A 20127-nucleotide genomic window follows, 5' to 3' on the forward strand; every position below is an offset into this window, starting at 1 on the left:
CCTGCCGTCGCACACTCCTATCTGTCCCGGCCAGGATTTCGGGAGTTGTGGCGGGCACTGCGCAGACGCTTGGAGAACACCGAGTTGGCGGTGCGTGGCTCGGTGACCCTCGAGCTGGACTATCAGGCGGCAGAGGATCTGTCCGGGCTGCTCGGTCGGCTGGTCGGCGAGGGACGGGCGCGAGTGGCACTGCCCGAGCTCGACGCGGCTTTGCGGTCGTCGGTGGTAGCGCAGGGCTTAGTCACTGTCGTCGCCGAAATGACCGGCGGCCCCCTCGTCGACCGAAGAGCCGTGAGCCGGGCTGCACGCGAGCGGAAACTCGATGTGTGGGCAAACTGGGAAGCAGCGCTGGCGGCGTCCGGCCTGGGTGCCGCGCCGTGGGCGGCGCAGTGGCAGGACGGTGTCCGGCGTGCGGGGCTGCTCAGCCGGGCGGGCGACGAAGCCGGAGCCGTGATCGGCCGGACAGTCGCGGTCTTGCGCGTCCTCGCGGCAGTTCTTCCGTTGGCGGACCGGGATTTCGAGGCGATGGCGTCAGCCGTCCCCGCCTCGCCTTCGTTCGAACTCGCCGAACTGGCGAGCCGGGCATGCTCGGACGCACACGCGCTGGACGACGGACAGCTGGTGGCGGCCCTGGTCCTCCGAGCGCTCGCGGCGGCGAGCGGCGAAGCCGTCCCGCGAACCCCTGCGGCTCGGCGAGAGTTGTGGGCCTTGGCCGGGGTCACGCCGGATACCGTGTCAGGAACCGTGTTGGCATGGTCAGTTCGGCCGCCAGGACCGCACCCGTGGGCCGCCGTGATGCGGGCTCGCGCGGATCTCGGCCTGGTCACTCACGTGACGCTGCAGGAGTGGCATTCCGCAGCGGACCGAGCCTGGGCTGAGCCGTGCGACGAGGTGTTCGTCTGCGAGAACCCCCAGATCCTGCAAGCCGCCGCTCGAGCCGGTACGCCGCGCCCGCTCCTGTGCACCTCCGGGAACCCGGCGACAGTGGCGTTGCGAGTGGTGGATCGGCTTGTCGCGGAAGGAGCCGTCGTGCGCTACCACGGCGACTTCGATCCCCCGGGCGTCCGAATCGCCGCCCGGCTTTTCGGCCGGGGCGCCCGGCCCTGGCGGTTCGGCACCGATGATTACCTGGCGGCGATTTCGGCCGCACGGCTGCCCCTGACCGGTGCGGTCCCGGAAACGCCGTGGAGCCCCGGTCTCGCGGCAGCCATGGAGAAGCACCAGTTGGCCGTGCACGAGGAAGCTCTCATGGACACCCTGCTCACCGACTTGGGCCAGCCGGTCTCGGAGGCTGATGCCGATGGTTGACGTCACGGCGGCTTTGCCCGCGAAAGGCAGAGGCCAACGTGGGCAATGCATCGTGCCGCATCCGCGGTCCGTCCTTTCCGGACAGTTCCGGCGGAACGACCATGAGGCCGTTCGACAGTCGTTCGTGATCCGGAAGGGGAAGATCTTCAACCCGGCGATTTTGTCCTTCCAGGATCTGTTCGCCGGAATTCCAGCACACCGTCGATGAACTGCCGCGGGAGCGCGAGACTGAGTCCGCTGCTTGTTGCGTAAATGGTTGGCATCTCGGCCATCGCAAAGGCCACCGTTCGCACAGCTCTCGGAGCGCGTGACGATCGACAGCGCTGCCTGCTGATGTCGAGGCGTGGCTTCGCAGTAAACGTGTAGGTCCTGCGTCGGTGGCCGTCTTGCCACGGCCGTGCTGCGGCACACGGGGCTGACGTGGATGGCAGATGCCGGCGTTTCGGTGCATCACCTCAGGAAGGTCGCTGGCCACAGCTCGTTAACGATGCGGTCTCCGAAGAGGCGGCGGCTTCGAGCGGTCTGAAAGCGGGAGTCTGTCGCACAGGCGTTCGCTGTCGGCGACCGGTCCACTACTGATAGGGATTCACTCTGCCGCACGGCACTAGATGTTGTGTTGACTGTACAAGGAGGTCGGGACGGCATCAAGGCCGGTCCCAGTCTGAGGTGTTCGAGCTCGCAGCGAACACAGGAGGTTGAGATGGCGCGCAAAGTCGTCCGGCCGGGCACTCCGGCACCTTCGTCCGGTCAGTACAAGGTTCCGGGCAGCAAGACCGAAGTTACCGCCGTCAAGGGGAAGCCGATGCCGCCGACGCCCAAGAAGGGGCAGGGCTACGTCGAGGTTGACCCGACAAAGCACAAGAAGTAGGGGATGAAGCTGTGGGGTGCCGGACGGGTAGTCGCCTGGCACCCCATGGTCCTATTTGGACGGTCAGGCCGTCGGCTGTATCGCCAAGTCGGGACTCTGGTCCCCAAATGGTCCCCAAGCGCTGGAGGCTGTTGATCAAGACCCTTCCAGGCTCGGGAAACAAAAAAGCCGCCCGACCTGGGCTTTCACCCAAGCCAAGCGGCTTGTTCGTCCGGTCGGGCTGACAGGATTCGAACCTGCGACCCCTTGACCCCCAGTCAAGTGCGCTACCAAACTGCGCCACAGCCCGGACTCTCACTCCCCGAAGAACCCCTCGTGGAGTGCGATGCGACTACTCTAGCGGGTCCCCAAACCGGCCCCGCAACGAGGTCTTCATTACTTCCTGACCTGCGCAAACCCGCGCGAACAACGTTCCGGCCCGCGAGAGGCGAGAACGGCACCGCCTTGAGCAACCGCACCACTGGGCACAGGCACAAAAAACCAGCCCTGGTCCCACGCAAGGGCCAGGGCTGGACAGCAGAACCCGCTCAGCGGCCGGTGAACCGAGCCTTCCCCGGACCCTCGGCCAGGAACGACTTCACCGCACCTCGCAGGTCCTCCGTGTTGTAGAGGTCCGCGGCAATAGCCGTCACATGCGAGTTCGCCTCCGGCACCCCGCCGTGCTCGAAATGGGCCAGTACGCGCTTGGTCGCGGCGTGTGCCTGGGTGGGGCCTTCGGCGAGTTGCCGGGCGAATTCCCGGGCTGCCTCGTCGAAACCCTCGTCGGGGAGGACGTGGTTGACGACGTTCCAGCGTTCAAGAGTGACTGCGTCGAAAGGCGAACCGGTGAACACGAACTCCTTCGCCCGGGCCACGCCAGCCCGCGCGGCGAGGCGTTGCGTCCCGCCCATCGTGGGCGTCAGGCCGACGACCTTCTCCACCAGGCCGAATTTCGCGCGGGAGGCAGCCAGCAATAGGTCGCAGGCCATCGCGACCTCGAAAGCCCACGTCAGACAGAGACCATGCGCGGCGAAAACCGTTGGGAACGGCAGTGCGGCAAGGCGATCCGGGACGGTGAGCAGTTCGTCGAAGAGCACCTTCGCCTCGGCGGGAGAAGACTGCGCGTCGAAGAGCGCGACATCGACCCCGCCGCTCACAACGCGGCCTTCGGCGCGGATCAGGAGGGCTCGGGCGGGCGTTTCCTCCAGCGAGCCGATCGCGTCCAGAAGCGCGTCCTGGAGCAGCAGCGTGTAGAGGTTGAGCGGCGGCTCGTCGATGGTGAGCACGGCGAGCCCGCCGTCGCGCTCCAGTTTGGTCATGCTTGCTCCTCGTTCGCGGTGAGTTGGTCCCAGTACGCCTGAGCGGCCGGCCGCCATTCCACGTGCTTGCGGTGGAACAGTTCAGCCGCCTTGGCTCCGCTCCAGCTCGCGGGCAGCAGTTCGGCGGGCAGTTGCGGGTCGAGGAACGGGAAACGCCGCCACTCGTGCACGAGTTCGGTCTGGGCGCGCAGGATCGCCTGCGCGCCGGAGGGCGAGACGCCGGTGAACCGGTCGATGAAGTCCTCGTACCGGTCGGTCAGCTCGGACAGGTCCCAGGACCGCGCGACCATGCTTTCCTGGTCGCCGATCGCGCCGTACTCCGCGGTGAACGACATCGCCTGCGCTTCGAGGCCCAGTTCGGCGACGATCTTCTGCGCTTCGGGCTCGCGGCTCGGGTCCGGGCTCACCCAGACGCCCGCCACCGGCGAACCGAAGCCGGCCCACGTGAGGCGCGTGCGCAGGCGGTGCCGCAGGTCGCGCTTCGCCTCCGGCACCGAGACGATCAGCATGAGCCAGCGGTTCTCCCAGGGATGCGCGTCGCGGCCGAAGGCGTATATGCGCTCGGCGCCCTCGGTGAGCAGGCGCCGTCCGGGCGGGGTCAGGGACCAGCGGACCCGGCGGCCGATGCGTTCGGACACCAGCCAGCCCTCGCCCGCGGACCGGGCCAGCGCCTGGCGCGCGGACTTCTCCTCGATGTCGAGCATGCCGAGGGATTCGACCAGCATCGACGTCCACACCGGACGGTCGCGCGGCAGCACGTACTCGCCCAGCACAGTCATCAGCAGCGACCGCGCACTGGCGTGGCTCACCTCGCGCCGTCTGCTGACGGTCGGCCGGGGAGCCCGCTGCTTCCCCCGGCCGAACGGGACGGGGGCGGGTTCCGCCATCGCTTTTCACCGACCTCACTGCTCTCGTTGGACCCGGCAACCCGCCCAGAGTACCCACTCGGAGTGACGGAGCCGACACGCGGCACGCGGCGCGAGCGGCACCCGTAAACTCGGCTCCGATATGAGCGCCACACTCGTCGCGAAGGACCTGGCCGCGGGCCACGGTGACCGCGTTCTCTTCTCCGGTCTCGATCTCGTCGTCGCCCCGGGCGAGGTGATCGGACTGGTCGGCGTCAACGGCGCCGGCAAGTCCACCTTGCTGCGCACGCTGGCCGGGCTGACCCGCCCGGAATCCGGCGAGGTCCGGCTGAACCCGCCGACGGCGACCGTCGGGCACCTCCCGCAGGAGCCGGAGCGGCGTCCGGGCGAGTCGGTGCGCGCTTTCCTCGCGCGCCGCACCGGTGTCGCCACCGCGCAAACCGCGCTCGACGCGGCGACCGATGCGCTTACCGCGGGCGCGGACGGCGCCGACGACGCGTACGGCACCGCGCTGGACCGCTGGCTCGCGCTGGGCGGCGCCGACCTGGACGACCGCGCCGGCGAAGTCGCCGCGGACCTCGGACTGGCCGTCGACCTCGACCAGCCGATGGTTTCGCTCTCCGGCGGGCAGGCCGCGCGTGCCGGGCTGGCGTCGCTGCTGCTCAGCCGGTACGACATCTTCCTGCTCGACGAGCCGACGAACGACCTCGACCTCGACGGGCTCGCCCGGCTGGAGCGGTTCGTCACCGGGCTGCGCGCGGGCACCGTGCTGGTGAGCCACGACCGCGAGTTCCTGGCCCGCACGGTCGACCGCGTGGTGGAGCTGGACCTGGCGCAGCAGCAGGTGAAGACGTACGGCGGCGGGTACGAGTCCTATTTGGAGGAACGCGCGGTCGCGCGGCGGCACGCGCGCGAGGGCTACGAGGAATATGCCAATACCCGTGCGTCGCTGGAAGCGCGGGCGGGCATGCAGCGCGCGTGGATGGAGAAGGGCGTCAAGAACGCCCGCCGCAAGGCGACCGACAACGACAAGATCGGCCGCAAGTTCCGCAGCGAGGCCACCGAGAAGCAGGCCTCGAAGGCGCGCCAGACGGACCGGATGATCGAGCGGCTCGAGGTCGTCGAGGAACCGCGCAAGGAGTGGGAGCTGCGGATGGAGATCGCGGCCGCTCCGCGCGCGGGCGCGGTGGTCGCGACGCTGCGGGGCGCGGTGGTGCGCCGCGGCGGGTTCACGCTCGGGCCGGTGGATCTGCAGATCGACTGGGCGGACAAGGTCGCCATCACCGGCGCGAACGGCGCGGGCAAGTCCACGCTGCTGGCGGCGTTGCTCGGCCGGGTGCCGCTGGACGAGGGCAATGCCGCGCTCGGCCCGGGCGTGGTGGTCGGCGAGGTCGACCAGGCCCGCCGGCTGTTCCTCGGCGACCTTCCGCTGGCGGACGCGTTCGCGAAGGAGGTCCCGTCGCTCGCCGACGCGGAAGTCCGTACCCTGCTGGCGAAATTCGGGCTCAAGGCGGCGCATGTGCTGCGTCCGGCCGCGACGCTTTCGCCCGGCGAGCGCACCCGTGCGGCGCTGGCGTTGCTGCAGGCGCGCGGGGTGAACCTGCTGGTGCTGGACGAGCCGACCAACCACCTGGACCTGCCCGCGATCGAACAGCTCGAGTCCGCTTTGGACGAGTACCCCGGCACGCTGCTGCTGGTGACGCACGACCGGCGGATGCTGGACGCGGTCTCAGTGACTCGGCGGCTGGACGTGGACGGGGGCAAGGTTTCCGAGCGTTAGCCGGTGCGCCGCTTAGCGCCTCACCGCGGCGGCCGGATGCCAGTGGCCGCCGCTCGCTTGGCGTAGCCATCGGTTCTCGTCCGGTCGCGCGTTACGCCCCGTCGCGGAGGAATCCACCGGCGCCTGCTTGATCTCGCGGCCGGTCGCCTCGCGATCTCAGCTACCGCGTCGGTGAACGTCAAGGGCCTTGGTCCGGATAGTCCGTAGACCTGCTCCTGATGACCGTCTTCGGTGAGCGGAGACGCCACCAGTACGACTAACTGCCCGCCTCGGCGTCGAACAGGGCAGAGCCCGAGGTTCGACGCCGAGGAGAGGCAGACCTAGGGACGGTCGGTGAGATACCCGCCCATAGTCGTGAAGTACTCCGCGGCCGAAAGCTCCCGGTCATCCGCCGTCCGGACGCGTTCGATCCGCAGCCCCGGCGACTGACCCCGCCGAGCCTCCCGGCCCGCGACGATCACCACGCCTTCGCCTTCGCGGATGAAGATGCGGCCAGGAGTCCCGCCGTAGTGACCGTCCGAGACCGACGCGCGCACGATGCGCAGTTGCTCGCCGCGGTGATACGTGAAGGCGTTGGGGTACGGGTCGGATTGGGCGCGCACCAGGCGGTCCAGCTCCTCGGCCGACCACGTCCAGTCGATGAGGCTGTCGCGCGGCGCTCGCTTGTGGAAGAAGCTCGCCTTCGTCCGGTCCTGCGCGAGGGGGACGACCGTGCCGGATCCGATCAGGCCCAGCGCTTCGGTCACGAGCGGTTCGATGAGGTCCACGGTGCGGTGGAACAGATCCGTGGCGGTGTCGCGCGGGCCGACCGCGACGGCGCGCTGGGCCACGATGTCGCCCGCGTCGAGTTCGTCGTTCATCATGTGCGCGGTGACGCCGACCTCCGGTTCGCCGTTGATCAGCGCCCAGATGATGGGGGAGAAGCCGGCGTAGGCGGGCAGCAGCGAATCGTGCACGTTGAGCGTGCCGTTGCGCGGCAGGGCGAAGATCTCCGGCGGCAGCCAGGTGCGCCAGTTGTTCGCGACGATCAGGTCCAGGTCCGCGGCCTTCAGCTCGTCGAGAAGCTCGGCGTCGTCGGGGCGGGTGCGCAGCAGGGTGCGGATTCCGTGCTCCCGCGCCAGCTCGGCGACCGAATCGCTCCAGATCCGTTCGTAGGCGTGGTCGCTCGGCGGGTGGGTGACCACCAGCCGCACGTCCTGGCCCGCGTCGAGGAGGGCCTTCAGGGTGCGGTGTCCCCAGGTCTGGTAGCCGAACATGGCCACGCGCATCGGCGGTGCACCTTTCGTGGTCGGGACGAACATCACCCAGACAGTACTAGTTGAGGCTTACCTAAGTTAGGTTAGGGTTTCTTGAGCATTGGTCAGTCGGGAACGGTGATGCGGCAGTGCCGCGCTAGGGGACTTTCATGTCACGAGCAGGGGCCGAGGACAGCCAGGTGCCGGTGTACGACGTGGTCGGAGTCGGGTTCGGGCCGTCCAACCTCGCGCTCGCGATCGCCCTCGCCGAGCACAACGCGGGCTCGGGGGAGACGGTCACGGCGCACTTCCTGGAGCGCCAGCCCCGGTTCGGCTGGCATCGCGGGATGCTGATCGACACCGCGACCATGCAGGTGTCGTTCCTCAAGGACCTGGTGACGATGCGGAACCCGGCGAGCGCGTTCACCTTCCTGAACTACCTGCACGAGAAGGGGCGGCTGGTCGATTTCATCAACCACAAGACCCTGTTCCCGCTGCGCGTCGAGTTCCACGACTACTTCGAATGGGCCGCGGCGAAGGTCGACGACCTGGTGTCCTACGGCAGCGAGGTCGTCTCGGTCGAACCGGTGCGCGACGGGGGCGAGATCGCGTTCTTCGACGTGCGCGCCGAGTCAGACGGCGAAATCACCGAGCTGCGGGCGCGGAATCTGGTGCTGGGAACCGGATTGCGCGCGAAGCTGCCGGACGGGGTTGTCGCCGGGGAACGGATCTGGCACAACAGCGAACTGCTGCACCGCGTCGAGTCGTTGCGCGGCACGGACGCGCGCCGGTTCGTGGTGATCGGCGCCGGCCAGAGCGCGGCCGAGGTGGCCGCTTTGCTGCACGACGAGTTCCCGCGCGCCGAGGTGTGCGCGGTGTTCGCCCGCTATGGCTACAGCCCCGCCGACGACAGTGCGTTCGCCAACCGGATTTTCGACCCCGAGGCGGTCGATTCCTTCTACGCGGCGAGCGAACCGGTCAAGGAACGTTTGATGGGCTACCACGGCGCGACGAACTACTCCGCGGTCGACCTGGACCTCATCGACGAGCTGTACCGGCGGCGGTACCAGGAAAAGGTGCTCGGCGTGGAACGGTTGCGGCTGTTCAACATCTCGCGCCCGGTCGAGGTCGCCGACCAGGGCACGCACGTGCGCGCGACGGTCGAATCGCTGGCGACCGGCGAACGTTCGGTGCTGGACGCCGACGCCGTCGTCTACGCGACCGGCTATCTGCCCGCCGACCCGACGCCGCTGCTCGGCGGACTGGCCGGCCAATGCCGCCGGGACGACGAGGGCCGGTTGAAGGTCGAACGGGACTACCGGATCACGACCGACCCCGCGGTGCGCGGCGGCCTCTACCTGCAGGGCGGAACTGAACACACGCACGGCATCACGTCGTCGCTGCTGTCTAACACCGCCGCACGGGTGGGCGAGATCCTGCGGTCCATTGTGGACCGGCGAGCGGCCGAATCCGGCCCGGTCGAGTACGCGGTGAGCGGGATTCGCTGAGCGGGCAGGGAAAGGACTGAGCTATGACGAATCCGTTCGAGAACCCCGACGGTGTTTACCGGGTCCTGGTCAACGACGAGGGCCAGCACAGCCTGTGGCCGGATTTCGCACCCGTGCCGGACGGCTGGCGGACCACATCCGGGCCGGATGCGCGGCAGGCCTGCCTGGACCACATCGAGCAGACCTGGACCGATCTGCGCCCGCTCTCGCTGATCAAGTCCCACGAGTCCTGACGTCCGTGAGGGGAACCCTGATTCCCTCAGCGGGTGTTGTGAAATCTGGTGTTTGGTGCGGTGTGCCGGTGGTGGTAGCGGCCGGGTGTGGTGATCATCGGGCCGGGTGTGCGGGTGTAGGTGCAAGCCGGTTTATGGCTCGTCGTTGACGGGTGCGCAGTGGGCGGTGGTCGAGCCGTTGCCATCCGGGCCTGAGCGGGCGGCCGCCGGTCTGTTCGCGTCGGCTGATCATTGACACGATCAGTTTTGTGCTGGTCAGCGGGTGTTCGCGGCCTGGACCGCGGACGGCGCCTGGGCCCGGGTGCGCGACGTGCTGCGCGACGAAGTCCGCGCTGCGGTGCTGGACTCGCAGTCGGTGAAAACCGTCGAAGGCGGCTGCTGCTGCTGACCGGAAGCCGGGCACGGGTCCCGCTGCTCGGTTTGGCGTGGGTGGACGGCGGCTACGTCAACTCGACAGACGCCGCCCTCGTGGACTGGGCCCGCCGCCGGGAGCGGGTGGAGATCGTGGCGGTGCCCCGGAACGCGGATGTGGCAGTCGTTCAGGTGCTGCCCCGCCGGTGGGTACGAACCTTCGGCTGGCTCACGAGGCGGGAGACGCTGGACCCGCGACTACAAACGCAAGACCGCCCACGCCGAAGCCATGATCCGGCTCATGGCTGCCCGCCTCGCCGACGAGCACATCGAACCCCACGGCCCCATCGAAACCGAAGCAGCCCGCCGCCCAGCCCAAGACCACGACGACTAACCACCCAGGTTTCGCAACGACTTCTCAGAGTTCCTCTCACAGAACGGTTTAATCCGTGCTGCGCAGGCCGGACCAGGCAGTCCAGAGCGTGGCGTACCGGCCGCCGGCCGCGACCAGTTCGTCGTGCGTTCCCGATTCGACCACAGCTCCGGCGTCCAGGACGACGATGCGGTCCGAAGCCGCTGCCTGGGTCAGGCGGTGCGCCACGATCAGGCCGGTGCGGCCCTCGAGCGCGGCGGCTGCGACGGCCTCCAGCGTTTTCGCCCCCGCGCTGCCCGCCTCGGCCGTTGCCTCGTCGAGGATCGCCACTGGCGGGTCGGCGAGCACCAGACGGACCAGCGCCAGCTGTTGAGCCTGCGTGACGGTCAGCCGATGACCGCCCTCGCCGACGACCGTCGCGAGTCCCTCCGGCAACCCCTCGACCCATTCTGCCGCGCCGACCTTGGCGAGCGCGGCCCGCAGCTCAGCGTCGCTGGCCTCGGGAGCGGCCAGGCGGAGATCGTCGGCCAACGGCCCGCTGAAAACGTGCACCTCCTGGCTGATCAACGCCACCGCGCGCCGGGTGGCGGCCGGGCTGAGCTGGTCGAGCGGAACGCCGCCGATCGACACCGTGCCAGTGCTCGCCTGGTGGATTCCGGCGATGAGCTTGGCCAGCGTCGTTTTCCCAGCTCCGCTCGCCCCGACCAACGCGACGCGCTCGCCTGGGGCGACTTCGAGATCGACGTCCCGGAGCACCGGATGTCCGTCCACATAGGAGTGCCCGATGTCGACAGCTTTCACCGACGCGTCAACGGGACGGCCGACCCGGCTCGGTTCGGCCGGTGAAGGCAGATCCGTCACCCCGATCAGCCGGGACAGGCTCGCGGTCGCCGCCTGCGCGTCGTCCACCAGTGCGAGGGCGGTGTTGATCGGCCCGAAGAGGCTGTGGAAGTACAACGCGGCGGCCGTCGCGACACCGACCGTCGCGAGATTCGCGCCCACCAAGAGAAACCCAGCCGCCAGTACCGCGGAAAGCCCGACGAACTCGGCGAGATTCAGCCGCCCGTAGAACCGGGTGGCGAGGCGGACCCCGCGCAAAGCCAGCTTCACCGCGCCGTCGGACCGTTCGCGGACCCGGTCGACGTGCGCGTCCGCGAGACGGAACGCGCGGACCGTCTTGGCGCCGCCGATGGTGTCGAGAAGCTGTTGCTGTTGAGCGCCGACGGCGGCGCGCTGGGCGGCATACAGCGGGGTCGCGCGGCGGACGTACCAGCGGACGGTGTGCAGCTGGATCGGGACAGCCAGCAGGGCCGCGGCGAGGAAACGCCAGTCGAGGATCGCCATCGCCACCAGGGTGAGCACGATCGTCAGCACCGAACGGGCCAGCGCGGGCAGCGCTTGCCGGACCGCTTCGGCGACGACCGCGACGTCGTTGGTCACCCGGGTGGTCAGGTCGCCGGACCCGGCCTTTTCGACCTGCTCCAGCGGCAGGCCGAGAGCCCGGTCGATGAACCGTTCGCGCAGGTCGGCGAGCATGGTTTCGCCGAGTCGGGCGAGCATCGAGACGCCGATGGCGGTGGCGATCGCGGACGTCACGGCGACGAGGACCAGTCCGACGACCGGATAGATGAGCGCGGCCGCGGGCTGCCGGGCGGCGACGAGGTCGACGACCCGGCCGAGCAGCGGAGCGGTGAGCAGGCCGATCGCGGTCGCGCCGACCACGAAGGCGAAGGAGCCGGCGGCGCGGCCTTTCGCCTGGCGCAGCAGGTCGACCAGGACGGCCCGGATGCGCGGTCCGGCGGCGACGGGCAGGAGTTCGCGTTCGGTCACGACAGCACCGCCGCTCGGTAGGCGGTCTCGGCGCGGACCAGTTCGGCGTGGCTGCCTTCGGCGACGACCCGGCCGTCTTCGATCAGCACGACCCGGTCGGTCGTCGCGAGCAGGGCCGGGCTGGTGGTGACCACGATCGTCGTCCGGTTCCGGCGAAGCTGCGCGACTCCGGCGGCGATGCGGGCTTCGGTGACGGTGTCGACGGCGGTGGTCGGATCGTGCAGCACCAGGACCGGAGCCTCGGTGGCGAGCGCCCGAGCCAGGGCGACGCGTTGTCGCTGCCCGCCGGACAGCGATCGCCCGCGTTCGGTGACCGTGGTGGCGGTGCCGTACGGGAGAGTCGCGGCGACTTCGTCGGCGGCTGAGGCGGTGAGCACTCCGTCCGGGACGGCGGGCAGCGCGCCGCGGACATTGTCTTCCACGGTGCCCTCGAACAGATCGGTGTCGTGCGCGGCGACGAGGACGACGTCCCGGAGCCGATCAGGGTCTACAGTGGACAGATCCACTGCATCGACGTGCACAGTGCCCGCTCGTGGGTCGGCGAACCGGCCGAGGCAGTCGAGGAGATCGGTGGCCGCGGCGGGGTCGGTGGTGACGACGCCGAGCAGTTCGCCGGCCGGGACGGTGAGGTCGAGTTCGTGGAGTTTTCCGTGCGATACGGCGGAAAACGTCACGCTGCCGCGCGCCGGGACGGGCAGCTCGCCGGTTCCGTCCGGGACGGCAGGGGGCGCGCTGAGCACGGCAGCGACTCGCCCGGCGGAGGCGCGCCCCTGGGCGAGCTGGCCGTTGACCCAGGCGAAGATGGTGAACGGCGTCTGCAGGAACTGGGCCAGTCCGACCGCGGCGACCAGGTCGCCGACCGAAATCTCGCCGTTCGCCGCCAGCGAACCGCCGACGAGCGCGACGATCGCGATGAAGATCCCGGTGAGCGCGAGCAGCGCGCCGTTGTGCCACGCCTGCGCGCGGGCCGCGCGGACGGTCGCCCGCAGGGAATCGCGGCTGGTGCGCCGATACCGCGCCGTCGCCGCCGGTTCCGCGCCGATGCCCTTCAGGACCCGCAGCCCGCTGACGAGGTCGGCGGCGACGCCCGAGGCGTGCGCGGCGCGTTCCTGTTCCAGTTCGCTGCGTTTCTCGAGCGGTTTGCCGATGAGGTGGGCGAGGAAGAGCAGCGGCGGGGTGCCGAGGAGGACGAGCAGCCCGAGCGGCGCCGACATCCGGAGGAGCGCGACCGCGCTCACGACCAGCCCGGCGAGCGCCGCGATGCCGAACGGGAGCACCGCGTTGATCATCCCGACCCGGCGGGCGTCCGAGGTTCCGACGCTCGCCAGTTCCCCGGCGAGCGACCCGGTTTCCGCGCCGCCGCGCGGATGCAGGACCCGGCGGCTGACCGCGAGCCGGATCTCGTGCGCGGCCCGTTCGGAGGCGCGCTCGGCGGCTCGTGCGCCGAAACGGTAGCTGTAGGAGAGCACGAGGAAGACGACGGCGAGCACGGCCAGCCAGCCGAGGAGGGTGAGCGCGGAACTGTCGCCGACGGCCCGGTCCAGCACGACGCCGATCACTACTGGGACGAGTGCTTCGCCGCCTTGGTGGCCTGCGGCGAGGACTGAGGCGGCGAGGACGGATTTCCGTTGGCCGGCAATGGCGCCGCGGAGGACTTCGCGGCTGGTTCTGGGTGGGGTAGTGGTCACCGGTGTCTCCGCGTGGGACGTGTGGAGGTCGGGGCTGATTTCCGTTGTCCGGTCGTGCCGGGCCGCGCGTCTTGTTCGGTGGTGGGCGCGGTTGCCGGGGCGAGTGCTTGGTGGCCTGCGGCGAGGACGGATTTCCGCGGGTCGATGGTGACACCGCACAGGACGTCCCGGCCGACGATGGGTACGGCGGTCACCGGCTCCTCCGCGTCGGGTGGGCGAAGGCCGAGCTGGCAGCGAAGACCGGCATCCGTCGCCCAGTCGCGTCGCGCGTCCTCTCCAGCCGTGCGTGCGGTCGTGGTCAACCGGCCCCTCCGTTCGTGCGGGCGAGGCTGGTCCGTTCGCCGAGTGCTCCCGTTCGTCCCGCCAAGTGCAAAGGCTAGCCTAACCTTTGCCGTCCGGGTCGGCGGGAGTTAGGCCTGCCGGTGGGCGTCGCGCGCGGCGGGCTCTGCTTCCGGTGGCTGCTCGTCAGCTGAGACTGCGGCCGGTTCGGGTTCGCCGAAGCGGGCCAGCGCCAAGGCGGCGGCGACCGCGAGGACGAACCCGATGAGCGCGACGACGGCGAAACCAGGCCGCGTCCGGTCGCCGAGCAGCACGACGCCGATCAGCGACGGCATGACCGTCTCGCCGAGCACCATCATCGCCGTGGCGGTGGTGACGCTCCCGCGTTGCAGTGCGGTGGCGAAGAACAGCATGGCCAGCGCACCCGCGACGGCGACGACGTACAGCGCGGGGTCCCGCAGCAGGTCGAGCGGCGCGAGGCTCGGGATGACCCGTCCGGCCACCGCGACCAGCCCGAAGCACAGCCCGGCGACCAGTCCGAGCCCGGCGGTGCGGACGCGATCGCCGGCGCGGCCGACGAGTATCCCGGCGATCCCGAGCACGACAGCGGAACCGGCCAGGGGCAGGCGGAAGCCCAGGCCGACTTCGCTGGAGCCCTCGCTCTCCGCTGAAGAACCGAGCAGCGCGAGCCCGGCGCACACGACGCCCACGGCGGTCCATTCCCGCGCCCCGAGCCGGACGCCGAACACCCGCACCGAGACAGCCGTCACCGCGAGGCTCGCGGCTTGCGTGGCCTGCACGAGAAAAAGCGGCAGGACGTGCAGGGCAGCGATCTGCGCGACGAACCCGACGCCGTCGAGCAGCAGGCCGACGACGAACTTCCACTGCCGCAGCACTCGCAGCAGCAAGCGCGGGTCGACCCCGGCTCCGCCCTCGTCGGGCGCGGCTTTCGCGGCCACCGCCTGCATGACCGAAGCGACGCCGTAGGCCACCGCGGACAGCAGCGCGCACAGAAATCCCCACACCATGACGCCGAGGGTATTCCTGTCCGGCGACGGTAGGGTCGGGGCCATGGCGGAGGTAGCGCGCGTCTGGCCGGATCCGCTCGACGGCGACGAGCTGACCGTGCAAACGCGGTTCCTGGACTTCCTCCGGGCGACCGCGGTGCGGAAGGTCGCCGGGCTGACCCGGGAGCAGGCGGCCGCGACGCCGTTGCCGAGTTCGCGGCGGACCAGCGCGCTGGGCGTGCTCAAGCACCTGACCGCGGTCGAGCGGTGGTGGCTGGTGATCGAGGCGGGCGGCTCCGGCACGCCGTCGTTGTGGCCGGGGTCGCCGGACCCGAGCTGGGACCTCGCTCCCGAAGACGACGTCGCCGGGGTCGTCGCGGCTTATCGCGCCGAGCGGGAACTGGCCGCGGCGGCGCTGGCCGGGCTGGCGCCGGAGGACCGGACGCGCCGGTCCGGCGAGTTCACCGTCCGCTGGGTGCTGGCGCACGTCGTGCAGGAGACCGCGCGGCACGTCGGGCACCTCGACGCGCTGCGGGAGCTCGCCGACGGCTCCGTGGGGGAGTGAGCGGCGACCGTTAGGCTGCGGGGCATGGCAGACCAGCTCTACTTCCGCCAACTGCTCGCCGGCCGCGATTTCGCCGTCGGGGACCCCGTCGCGACCCAGATGGTGAATTTCGCTTACCTGATCGGGGACCGCGAATCGGGCGAGGCGGTGCTGGTCGACCCGGCGTACGCGGTCGGCGACCTGGTCGAGACGCTGGAAGCCGACGGGATGCGGCTGACCGGCGTGCTCGCGACGCACCACCACCCCGACCACGTCGGCGGCGACATGATGGGCTTCTCGCTGCCGGGCATCGCGGAACTGCTCGCGCTGCGGCCGGTGCCGATCCACGTCAACGCGCGGGAAAGCGAATGGGTGCGCCGGGTGACCGGGGTGTCGGACACCGATCTGCGCGCCCACGAGCACGACGACGTCGTGACCGTCGGTTCGATCGACATCCGGCTGCTCCACACGCCGGGGCACACGCCCGGAAGCCAGTGCTTCCTGGTCGGCGACCGGCTGGTTTCCGGGGACACGCTGTTCCTGGAGGGCTGCGGCCGGACCGACTTCCCGGGCGGCGACGCCGACGCGATTTTCCGCAGCCTGCAATGGCTGGCGACGCTTCCGGGAGATCCGGTGGTGTATCCAGGGCACCAGTATTCGCCGGAGTCGTCGGCGTCGCTGTCGCGGGTGAAGGGGACGAATTTCGTCTTCCGGCCCCGGTCTCTTGAGGAATGGCGGCTGATGTTCGGCGGCTGAGCCGGATTTCTGCCCGGGCCGCTGGCCGTTCGGCTCGGCGCGCACCGCCGGAGCCCGCCGGGGTCGGCCCGTCGCGATCGCCGCAGCGGTGGTGCGGCACGTGGCTCGTGGAGTGGGCTCGGCTTGGCTGCCCTGATGGGGTGCGCGGCGAGGGGTCGGGGCGAAGAACGCTTGCAGCGCCTGGGAAAAGAACATAGTGATCTTGTACCGCACGGCACCGACAATTTTGTGCTGTCCGGGCCGCCGGTGTTCGGCAGCGGCGCGGGAAACCCGTCCCGCATCCCGGGCATCCGCGTACCCGAGCGGTGAACAAACCCTGTACACCGCCGCGCCGGTTCCAGTGTGTGAGAGCCGTCCGGCGCGACATTGACTTCACCCGTCCGGGGATCGAAGCTCGGGGCATGAAGCGCGGCGTCCTCCTCGTGTGCCGCCTGCATGTCGACCTCCGGCAGCAGGCGAGCGCGGTCTGTCTGTCCCGTCGCTGAACTCCTTTCCCTGAAACGAAAACCCCCACCCGGGAGAAATCCGTGTCGATTTCCACCACGGGCGTGCTGCCGCGCGCCGAAACGGCCGCGCCGAAGCGCGCGCAGCGGCGGCGAGTGCCGTCGCTGCGGCGCTGGATCAGCCCGGTCGCGCTGGTCTTGGCGTGGCAGATCGCCAGCTCGACCGGCGCGTTGCCGCCCGACAAACTCAGTTCGCCGTGGACTGTCCTGCAGGCCGGCGTCGACGTCGCCCGCAGCGGCGAGCTCGGCAGCGCCTTCGTTGTTTCGCTGGGCCGCGTCGGCGCGGGATTCGCGCTCGGGGCGGCGGCCGGGCTCCTGCTCGGGGCTGTCGCGGGACTGTCCCGGTGGGGCGAGGCGCTGGTCGATCCGCCGGTGCAGATGCTGCGCACCTTGCCTTTCCTCGGCTTGATCCCGTTGTTCATCCTGTGGTTCGGGATCGGCGAAGAGACCAAAATCGTTCTGGTAGCGCTGGGCGTGGCGTTTCCGCTGTACCTGAATGTCCACTCGGGAATCCGCACCGCCGACCCGCTGCTCGTGGAAGCCGCCCGGGCACTGGGATTCACGCGCGGCGAACGACTGTGGCACGTCGTTTTGCCGGGTGCGCTGCCGCAGGCGCTGGTCGGGCTGCGGCAGTCGCTCGGGGTCGCGTGGCTGGCGCTGATCGTCGGCGAGACGGTGAACGCGGACGCCGGGATCGGTTACCTCATCAACAATGCCCGCGAATTCCTGCGCACCGACGTGGTGGTGGTCGGGCTCGTGGTCTACGCCGTGCTGGGCCTCGTCACCGACGCGCTCGTCCGGCTGCTCGAAAGGAGGGCCTTGCGATGGCGAGTCCGGTAGTCGAGGTCCGTGACCTCACGAAGAAGTTCGGTGACCGCACTGTCCTCAATAGACTCAACCTGGACATCGGCCGAGGCGAGTTCGTCGCGTTGCTCGGGCGAAGCGGGTCCGGGAAGTCGACCCTGCTGAAGGTGCTGGCCGGGCTGGATCAGGAGATCGAGGGCACCGCCAGCGTCGACGGCACGGTTTCCGTCGCGTTCCAGCAGCCGCGGTTGCTGCCGTGGCGCAAGGTCTGGCGCAACATCGTGCTCGGACTGCGTCAGGACAACGACCGCGCCGTCGCGGAGAAAGCTCTGGCAGAGGTGCGGCTGGCGGAGCACGCCGACAAGTGGCCGCTCACGCTCTCCGGCGGTGAGGCGCAACGGGTTTCGCTCGCCCGGGCATTGGTCCGCGAGCCGGATCTGCTGCTCCTGGACGAACCGTTCGGCGCGCTCGACGCGTTGACCCGGCTGGCGATGCACCGTCTCGTCGAGGACCTGTGGCGCACGCACCAGCCCGCAGTGCTGCTGGTGACGCACGACGTCGACGAAGCGCTCGTGCTTGCCGACCGGATCCTCGTCCTGGGCGAAGGCCACATTGTCGCCGAACACGTTCTCGGCCAGCCGCGTCCGCGGAAGGCCGCCGATAACGCCGAGGTACGCAGCCGCGTCCTGGCTGATTTGGGAGTGACCGAAGGTGCACCTGCGTAACGTCCTGGCCGCGGCGCTTCTGCTGACCGGGCTCGCCGCCTGCTCGTCGTCCACTTCGGACGGTCGTGCGCCGGTGCCCGCCGCGGTGTCGCCGGCCGAGCTGAAGAAAGTCACGCTTCGCGTCGGAGACCAGAAGGGCGGGGTGAAATCCCTGCTCACGGCGGCGAATCAGCTGAGCGGGACGCCGTATCGGATCGAATGGTCCACGTTCACGTCCGGGCCGCCGTTGCTGGAGGCGGCGTCCGCGGGCGCGATCGACGTCGGCCGGGTCGGCAATACGCCGCCGATCTTCGCGGCGGCGTCGAAGGCGAAGATCTCCGTGGTGAGCGTGGCGAAGAGCAACGTGGAACGGGAGACCATTCTGGTGCCGCCGGATTCGCCGCTGACCGATGTCGCGTCTTTGCGGGGCAAGACGGTCGGCGTGGCGAAGGGGAGTTCCGCGCACGGTCAGCTGCTGAATACGCTGAAGAAGGCCGGTCTCTCCACAAAGGACATCAAGATCTCGTACCTGCAGCCGTCCGAGGCGTTCGCGGCGTTCACCCAGCACCAGATCGACGCGTGGGCGATCTGGGACCCGTACACCGCACAGGCCCAGATCGACGCCCACGCCAGGGTGCTCGCGGACGGTCGCGGCGCGTCCAACGGGCTCGCCTTCGAGACCGCCAGCACCACCGCGCTGGCCGATCCGGGCAAGAACTCGGCGATCAAGGATTTCGTGCAGCGAGTGGTGAAAGCGCAGCTGTGGGCCAATTCGCATCCAGACGATTGGGCGCGCGCGTGGTCCGCGGAGACCGGGTTGAAGTCGGAGGTCGCGAAGAAGGCCGTCTCCGCCGGCCGGGACCAGCCGATTCCGCTGGACGATTCCGTCGTCGCGTCCGAGCAACAGCTCGCCGACGCGTTCACGAACGAGGGCACGCTGCCCGGGAAGGTCGACTTCGCGGCGTTCGTCGACCGCCGTTACGGGCCTGACATCGAGGCCGCGAGGAGGAACGGATGAGCGTCAAACTGCACTGGTTCCTGCCGACCACCGGGGACGGCCGGACGATCGTGGAACGCTTCCACGCCAACAAATCCCAGGGCCCGAGCGCGCAGCGGCCCGCCGATCTGGACTATCTCGCGCAGGTCGCCCGCGCGGCCGAACGGCTCGGGTTCGAGGGCGTGCTGACCCCGACCGGGACCTGGTGCGAGGACGCCTGGCTGACCACCGCCGCGCTGATCCGCGAGACGAAGCGGCTGAAGTTCCTGGTCGCGTTCCGCCCGGGCGTCATCTCGCCGACGCTCGCCGCGCAGATGGCCGGCACGTTCCAGCGGCTGTCCGGCGGCCGGGTCCTGCTGAACATCGTGACCGGCGGCGACGCGATCGAACAACGCCGCTTCGGCGACTGGCACGACCACGACGCCCGCTACGCCCGGACCGACGAATTCCTCTCCATCGTGCGCGGCGTGTGGTCGGGCGAGCCGTTCGACTTCGCCGGCGAGCACCTGCGCGTCGAAGGAGCCACGACGCTCGCCGCGCCGGCTCCGGTGCCGCCGCTGTACTTCGGCGGTTCCTCGGCGGCGGCGCTCCCGGTCGCCGCGCGGCACGCCGACGTGTACCTGACCTGGGGCGAACCGCCCGCGCAGGTCGCGGAGAAGATCGGCAAGGTGCGGGAGCTGGCGGAGCGGGAGGGGCGCACGGTGCGGTTCGGTGTCCGGCTGCACACGATCGCGCGCGACACCTCGGCCGAGGCTTGGGCGGAGGCGCAGAAGCTGCTCGCCGCGTTGAATCCGGAGCAGATCGCCAAGGCGCAGGCGCAGCTGGCGGCGAGCGAGTCGGTGGGGCAGCGGCGGATGGTCGCGCTGCACGGCGGCAAGGCCGGGGCGACCGCGCGGGACCTGGAGATCCATCCGCATCTGTGGGCCGGGATCGGGCTGGTTCGCGGGGGTGCGGGGACGGCGCTCGTGGGCAGTTACGCGGAGATCGCGGATCTGGTCGAGGAGTATCACGACGCCGGGGTGTCGGAGTTCGTCCTGTCCGGCTACCCGCATCTGGAGGAGGCGTACTGGTTCGGCGAGGGCGTGCGGCCGGAGCTGGCGCGGCGCGGGTTGCTGGACGACGTTCCGGTGCTGCGGGCGGTGCCGGGAGAGCAGGCGGTCGCGGCGCAGTAGGGGAGTCGTGAGTGGCTCAGCAC

Annotated in this window: 17 protein-coding genes, 1 tRNA gene and 1 pseudogene; 12 read left to right on the forward strand and 7 right to left on the reverse strand. The window is 70.0% G+C overall.

Annotation, left to right across the window (positions count from 1 at the left end; all coding sequences use genetic code 11):
- Positions 1–90: 90 nt before the first annotated feature.
- Complete coding sequence (locus tag ACZ7SW_RS33770; RefSeq protein ID WP_470234461.1) at positions 91–1308, forward strand: TIGR02679 family protein; 1218 nt, start codon at positions 91–93, stop codon at positions 1306–1308.
- A gap of 700 nt (positions 1309–2008) precedes the next feature.
- The gene (locus tag ACZ7SW_RS33775; protein WP_470234421.1) at positions 2009–2176 is read left to right on the forward strand and encodes a hypothetical protein; all 168 of its coding nucleotides are present in this window, start codon (positions 2009–2011) and stop codon (positions 2174–2176) included.
- Positions 2177–2391: 215 nt separating this feature from the next.
- On the opposite strand, the gene ACZ7SW_RS33780 is transcribed toward ACZ7SW_RS33775, so the two are convergent.
- The 3 genes from ACZ7SW_RS33780 to ACZ7SW_RS33790 all read right to left on the reverse strand — a co-directional run bounded on the left by ACZ7SW_RS33780 (position 2392) and on the right by ACZ7SW_RS33790 (position 4361).
- Positions 2392–2465, reverse strand: a tRNA-Pro gene (locus tag ACZ7SW_RS33780).
- A 238-nt stretch (positions 2466–2703) separates the two neighbouring features.
- Complete coding sequence (locus ACZ7SW_RS33785; protein WP_470234422.1) at positions 2704–3474, reverse strand: enoyl-CoA hydratase/isomerase family protein; 771 nt, start codon at positions 3472–3474, stop codon at positions 2704–2706.
- Complete coding sequence (locus tag ACZ7SW_RS33790) at positions 3471–4361, reverse strand: PaaX family transcriptional regulator (RefSeq protein ID WP_470234423.1); 891 nt, start codon at positions 4359–4361, stop codon at positions 3471–3473. The genes ACZ7SW_RS33785 and ACZ7SW_RS33790 overlap by 4 nt, the downstream gene beginning before the upstream one ends.
- 121 nt (positions 4362–4482) lie before the next feature.
- Between ACZ7SW_RS33790 and ACZ7SW_RS33795 the strand changes: the two genes are divergently transcribed.
- Complete coding sequence (locus ACZ7SW_RS33795) at positions 4483–6120, forward strand: ABC-F family ATP-binding cassette domain-containing protein (RefSeq protein ID WP_470234424.1); 1638 nt, start codon at positions 4483–4485, stop codon at positions 6118–6120.
- Positions 6121–6440: 320 nt separating this feature from the next.
- Here ACZ7SW_RS33795 and ACZ7SW_RS33800 read toward each other — a convergent pair whose 3' ends face one another.
- Complete coding sequence (locus ACZ7SW_RS33800; protein ID WP_470234425.1) at positions 6441–7388, reverse strand: methionyl-tRNA formyltransferase; 948 nt, start codon at positions 7386–7388, stop codon at positions 6441–6443.
- Positions 7389–7525: 137 nt separating this feature from the next.
- On the opposite strand from ACZ7SW_RS33800, the gene ACZ7SW_RS33805 reads away from it, so the two are divergent.
- From ACZ7SW_RS33805 to ACZ7SW_RS33815, 3 genes and pseudogenes are all read left to right on the forward strand, one after another.
- Positions 7526–8863 carry a lysine N(6)-hydroxylase/L-ornithine N(5)-oxygenase family protein gene (locus ACZ7SW_RS33805; protein ID WP_470234426.1) on the forward strand — a complete coding sequence of 446 codons (1338 nt, stop codon included), beginning with the start codon at positions 7526–7528 and terminating at the stop codon, positions 8861–8863.
- A gap of 23 nt (positions 8864–8886) precedes the next feature.
- Entirely contained in the window at positions 8887–9096 is a 210-nt protein-coding gene (locus tag ACZ7SW_RS33810) for an MbtH family protein (RefSeq protein WP_470234427.1), read from the forward strand.
- Positions 9097–9202: 106 nt separating this feature from the next.
- A pseudogene (locus ACZ7SW_RS33815) lies at positions 9203–9841 on the forward strand (transposase family protein).
- A 48-nt stretch (positions 9842–9889) separates the two neighbouring features.
- On the opposite strand, the gene ACZ7SW_RS33820 reads toward ACZ7SW_RS33815, so the two are convergent.
- The 3 genes from ACZ7SW_RS33820 to ACZ7SW_RS33830 all read right to left on the reverse strand — a co-directional run bounded on the left by ACZ7SW_RS33820 (position 9890) and on the right by ACZ7SW_RS33830 (position 14645).
- The gene (locus ACZ7SW_RS33820; RefSeq protein ID WP_470234428.1) at positions 9890–11650 is read right to left on the reverse strand and encodes an ABC transporter ATP-binding protein; all 1761 of its coding nucleotides are present in this window, start codon (positions 11648–11650) and stop codon (positions 9890–9892) included.
- Complete coding sequence (locus ACZ7SW_RS33825; protein WP_470234429.1) at positions 11647–13338, reverse strand: ABC transporter ATP-binding protein; 1692 nt, start codon at positions 13336–13338, stop codon at positions 11647–11649. Before ACZ7SW_RS33825 ends, ACZ7SW_RS33820 begins: the two co-directional genes overlap by 4 nt.
- 410 nt (positions 13339–13748) lie before the next feature.
- Entirely contained in the window at positions 13749–14645 is an 897-nt protein-coding gene (locus tag ACZ7SW_RS33830) for a DMT family transporter (protein ID WP_470234430.1), read from the reverse strand.
- A 43-nt stretch (positions 14646–14688) separates the two neighbouring features.
- Here ACZ7SW_RS33830 and ACZ7SW_RS33835 point away from each other — a divergent pair, with 43 nt between their 5' ends.
- From ACZ7SW_RS33835 to ACZ7SW_RS33860, 6 genes are all read left to right on the forward strand, one after another.
- Entirely contained in the window at positions 14689–15189 is a 501-nt protein-coding gene (locus tag ACZ7SW_RS33835; protein WP_470234431.1) for a mycothiol transferase, read from the forward strand.
- A 24-nt stretch (positions 15190–15213) separates the two neighbouring features.
- Positions 15214–15924 carry an MBL fold metallo-hydrolase gene (locus tag ACZ7SW_RS33840; RefSeq protein ID WP_470234432.1) on the forward strand — a complete coding sequence of 237 codons (711 nt, stop codon included), beginning with the start codon at positions 15214–15216 and terminating at the stop codon, positions 15922–15924.
- 527 nt (positions 15925–16451) lie between these two features.
- Positions 16452–17267 (forward strand): ABC transporter permease, encoded by an 816-nt coding sequence (locus ACZ7SW_RS33845; RefSeq protein ID WP_470234433.1) that lies wholly within the window; start codon positions 16452–16454, stop codon positions 17265–17267.
- Complete coding sequence (locus tag ACZ7SW_RS33850) at positions 17252–17956, forward strand: ABC transporter ATP-binding protein (protein WP_470234434.1); 705 nt, start codon at positions 17252–17254, stop codon at positions 17954–17956. The genes ACZ7SW_RS33845 and ACZ7SW_RS33850 overlap by 16 nt, the downstream gene beginning before the upstream one ends.
- Positions 17943–18953 (forward strand): ABC transporter substrate-binding protein, encoded by a 1011-nt coding sequence (locus tag ACZ7SW_RS33855; RefSeq protein WP_470234435.1) that lies wholly within the window; start codon positions 17943–17945, stop codon positions 18951–18953. The genes ACZ7SW_RS33850 and ACZ7SW_RS33855 overlap by 14 nt, the downstream gene beginning before the upstream one ends.
- Positions 18950–20104 (forward strand): LLM class flavin-dependent oxidoreductase, encoded by a 1155-nt coding sequence (locus ACZ7SW_RS33860; protein ID WP_470234436.1) that lies wholly within the window; start codon positions 18950–18952, stop codon positions 20102–20104. Before ACZ7SW_RS33855 ends, ACZ7SW_RS33860 begins: the two co-directional genes overlap by 4 nt.
- Positions 20105–20127: the final 23 nt, after the last annotated feature.

This window comes from Amycolatopsis sp. NPDC114484, assembly GCF_055633755.1.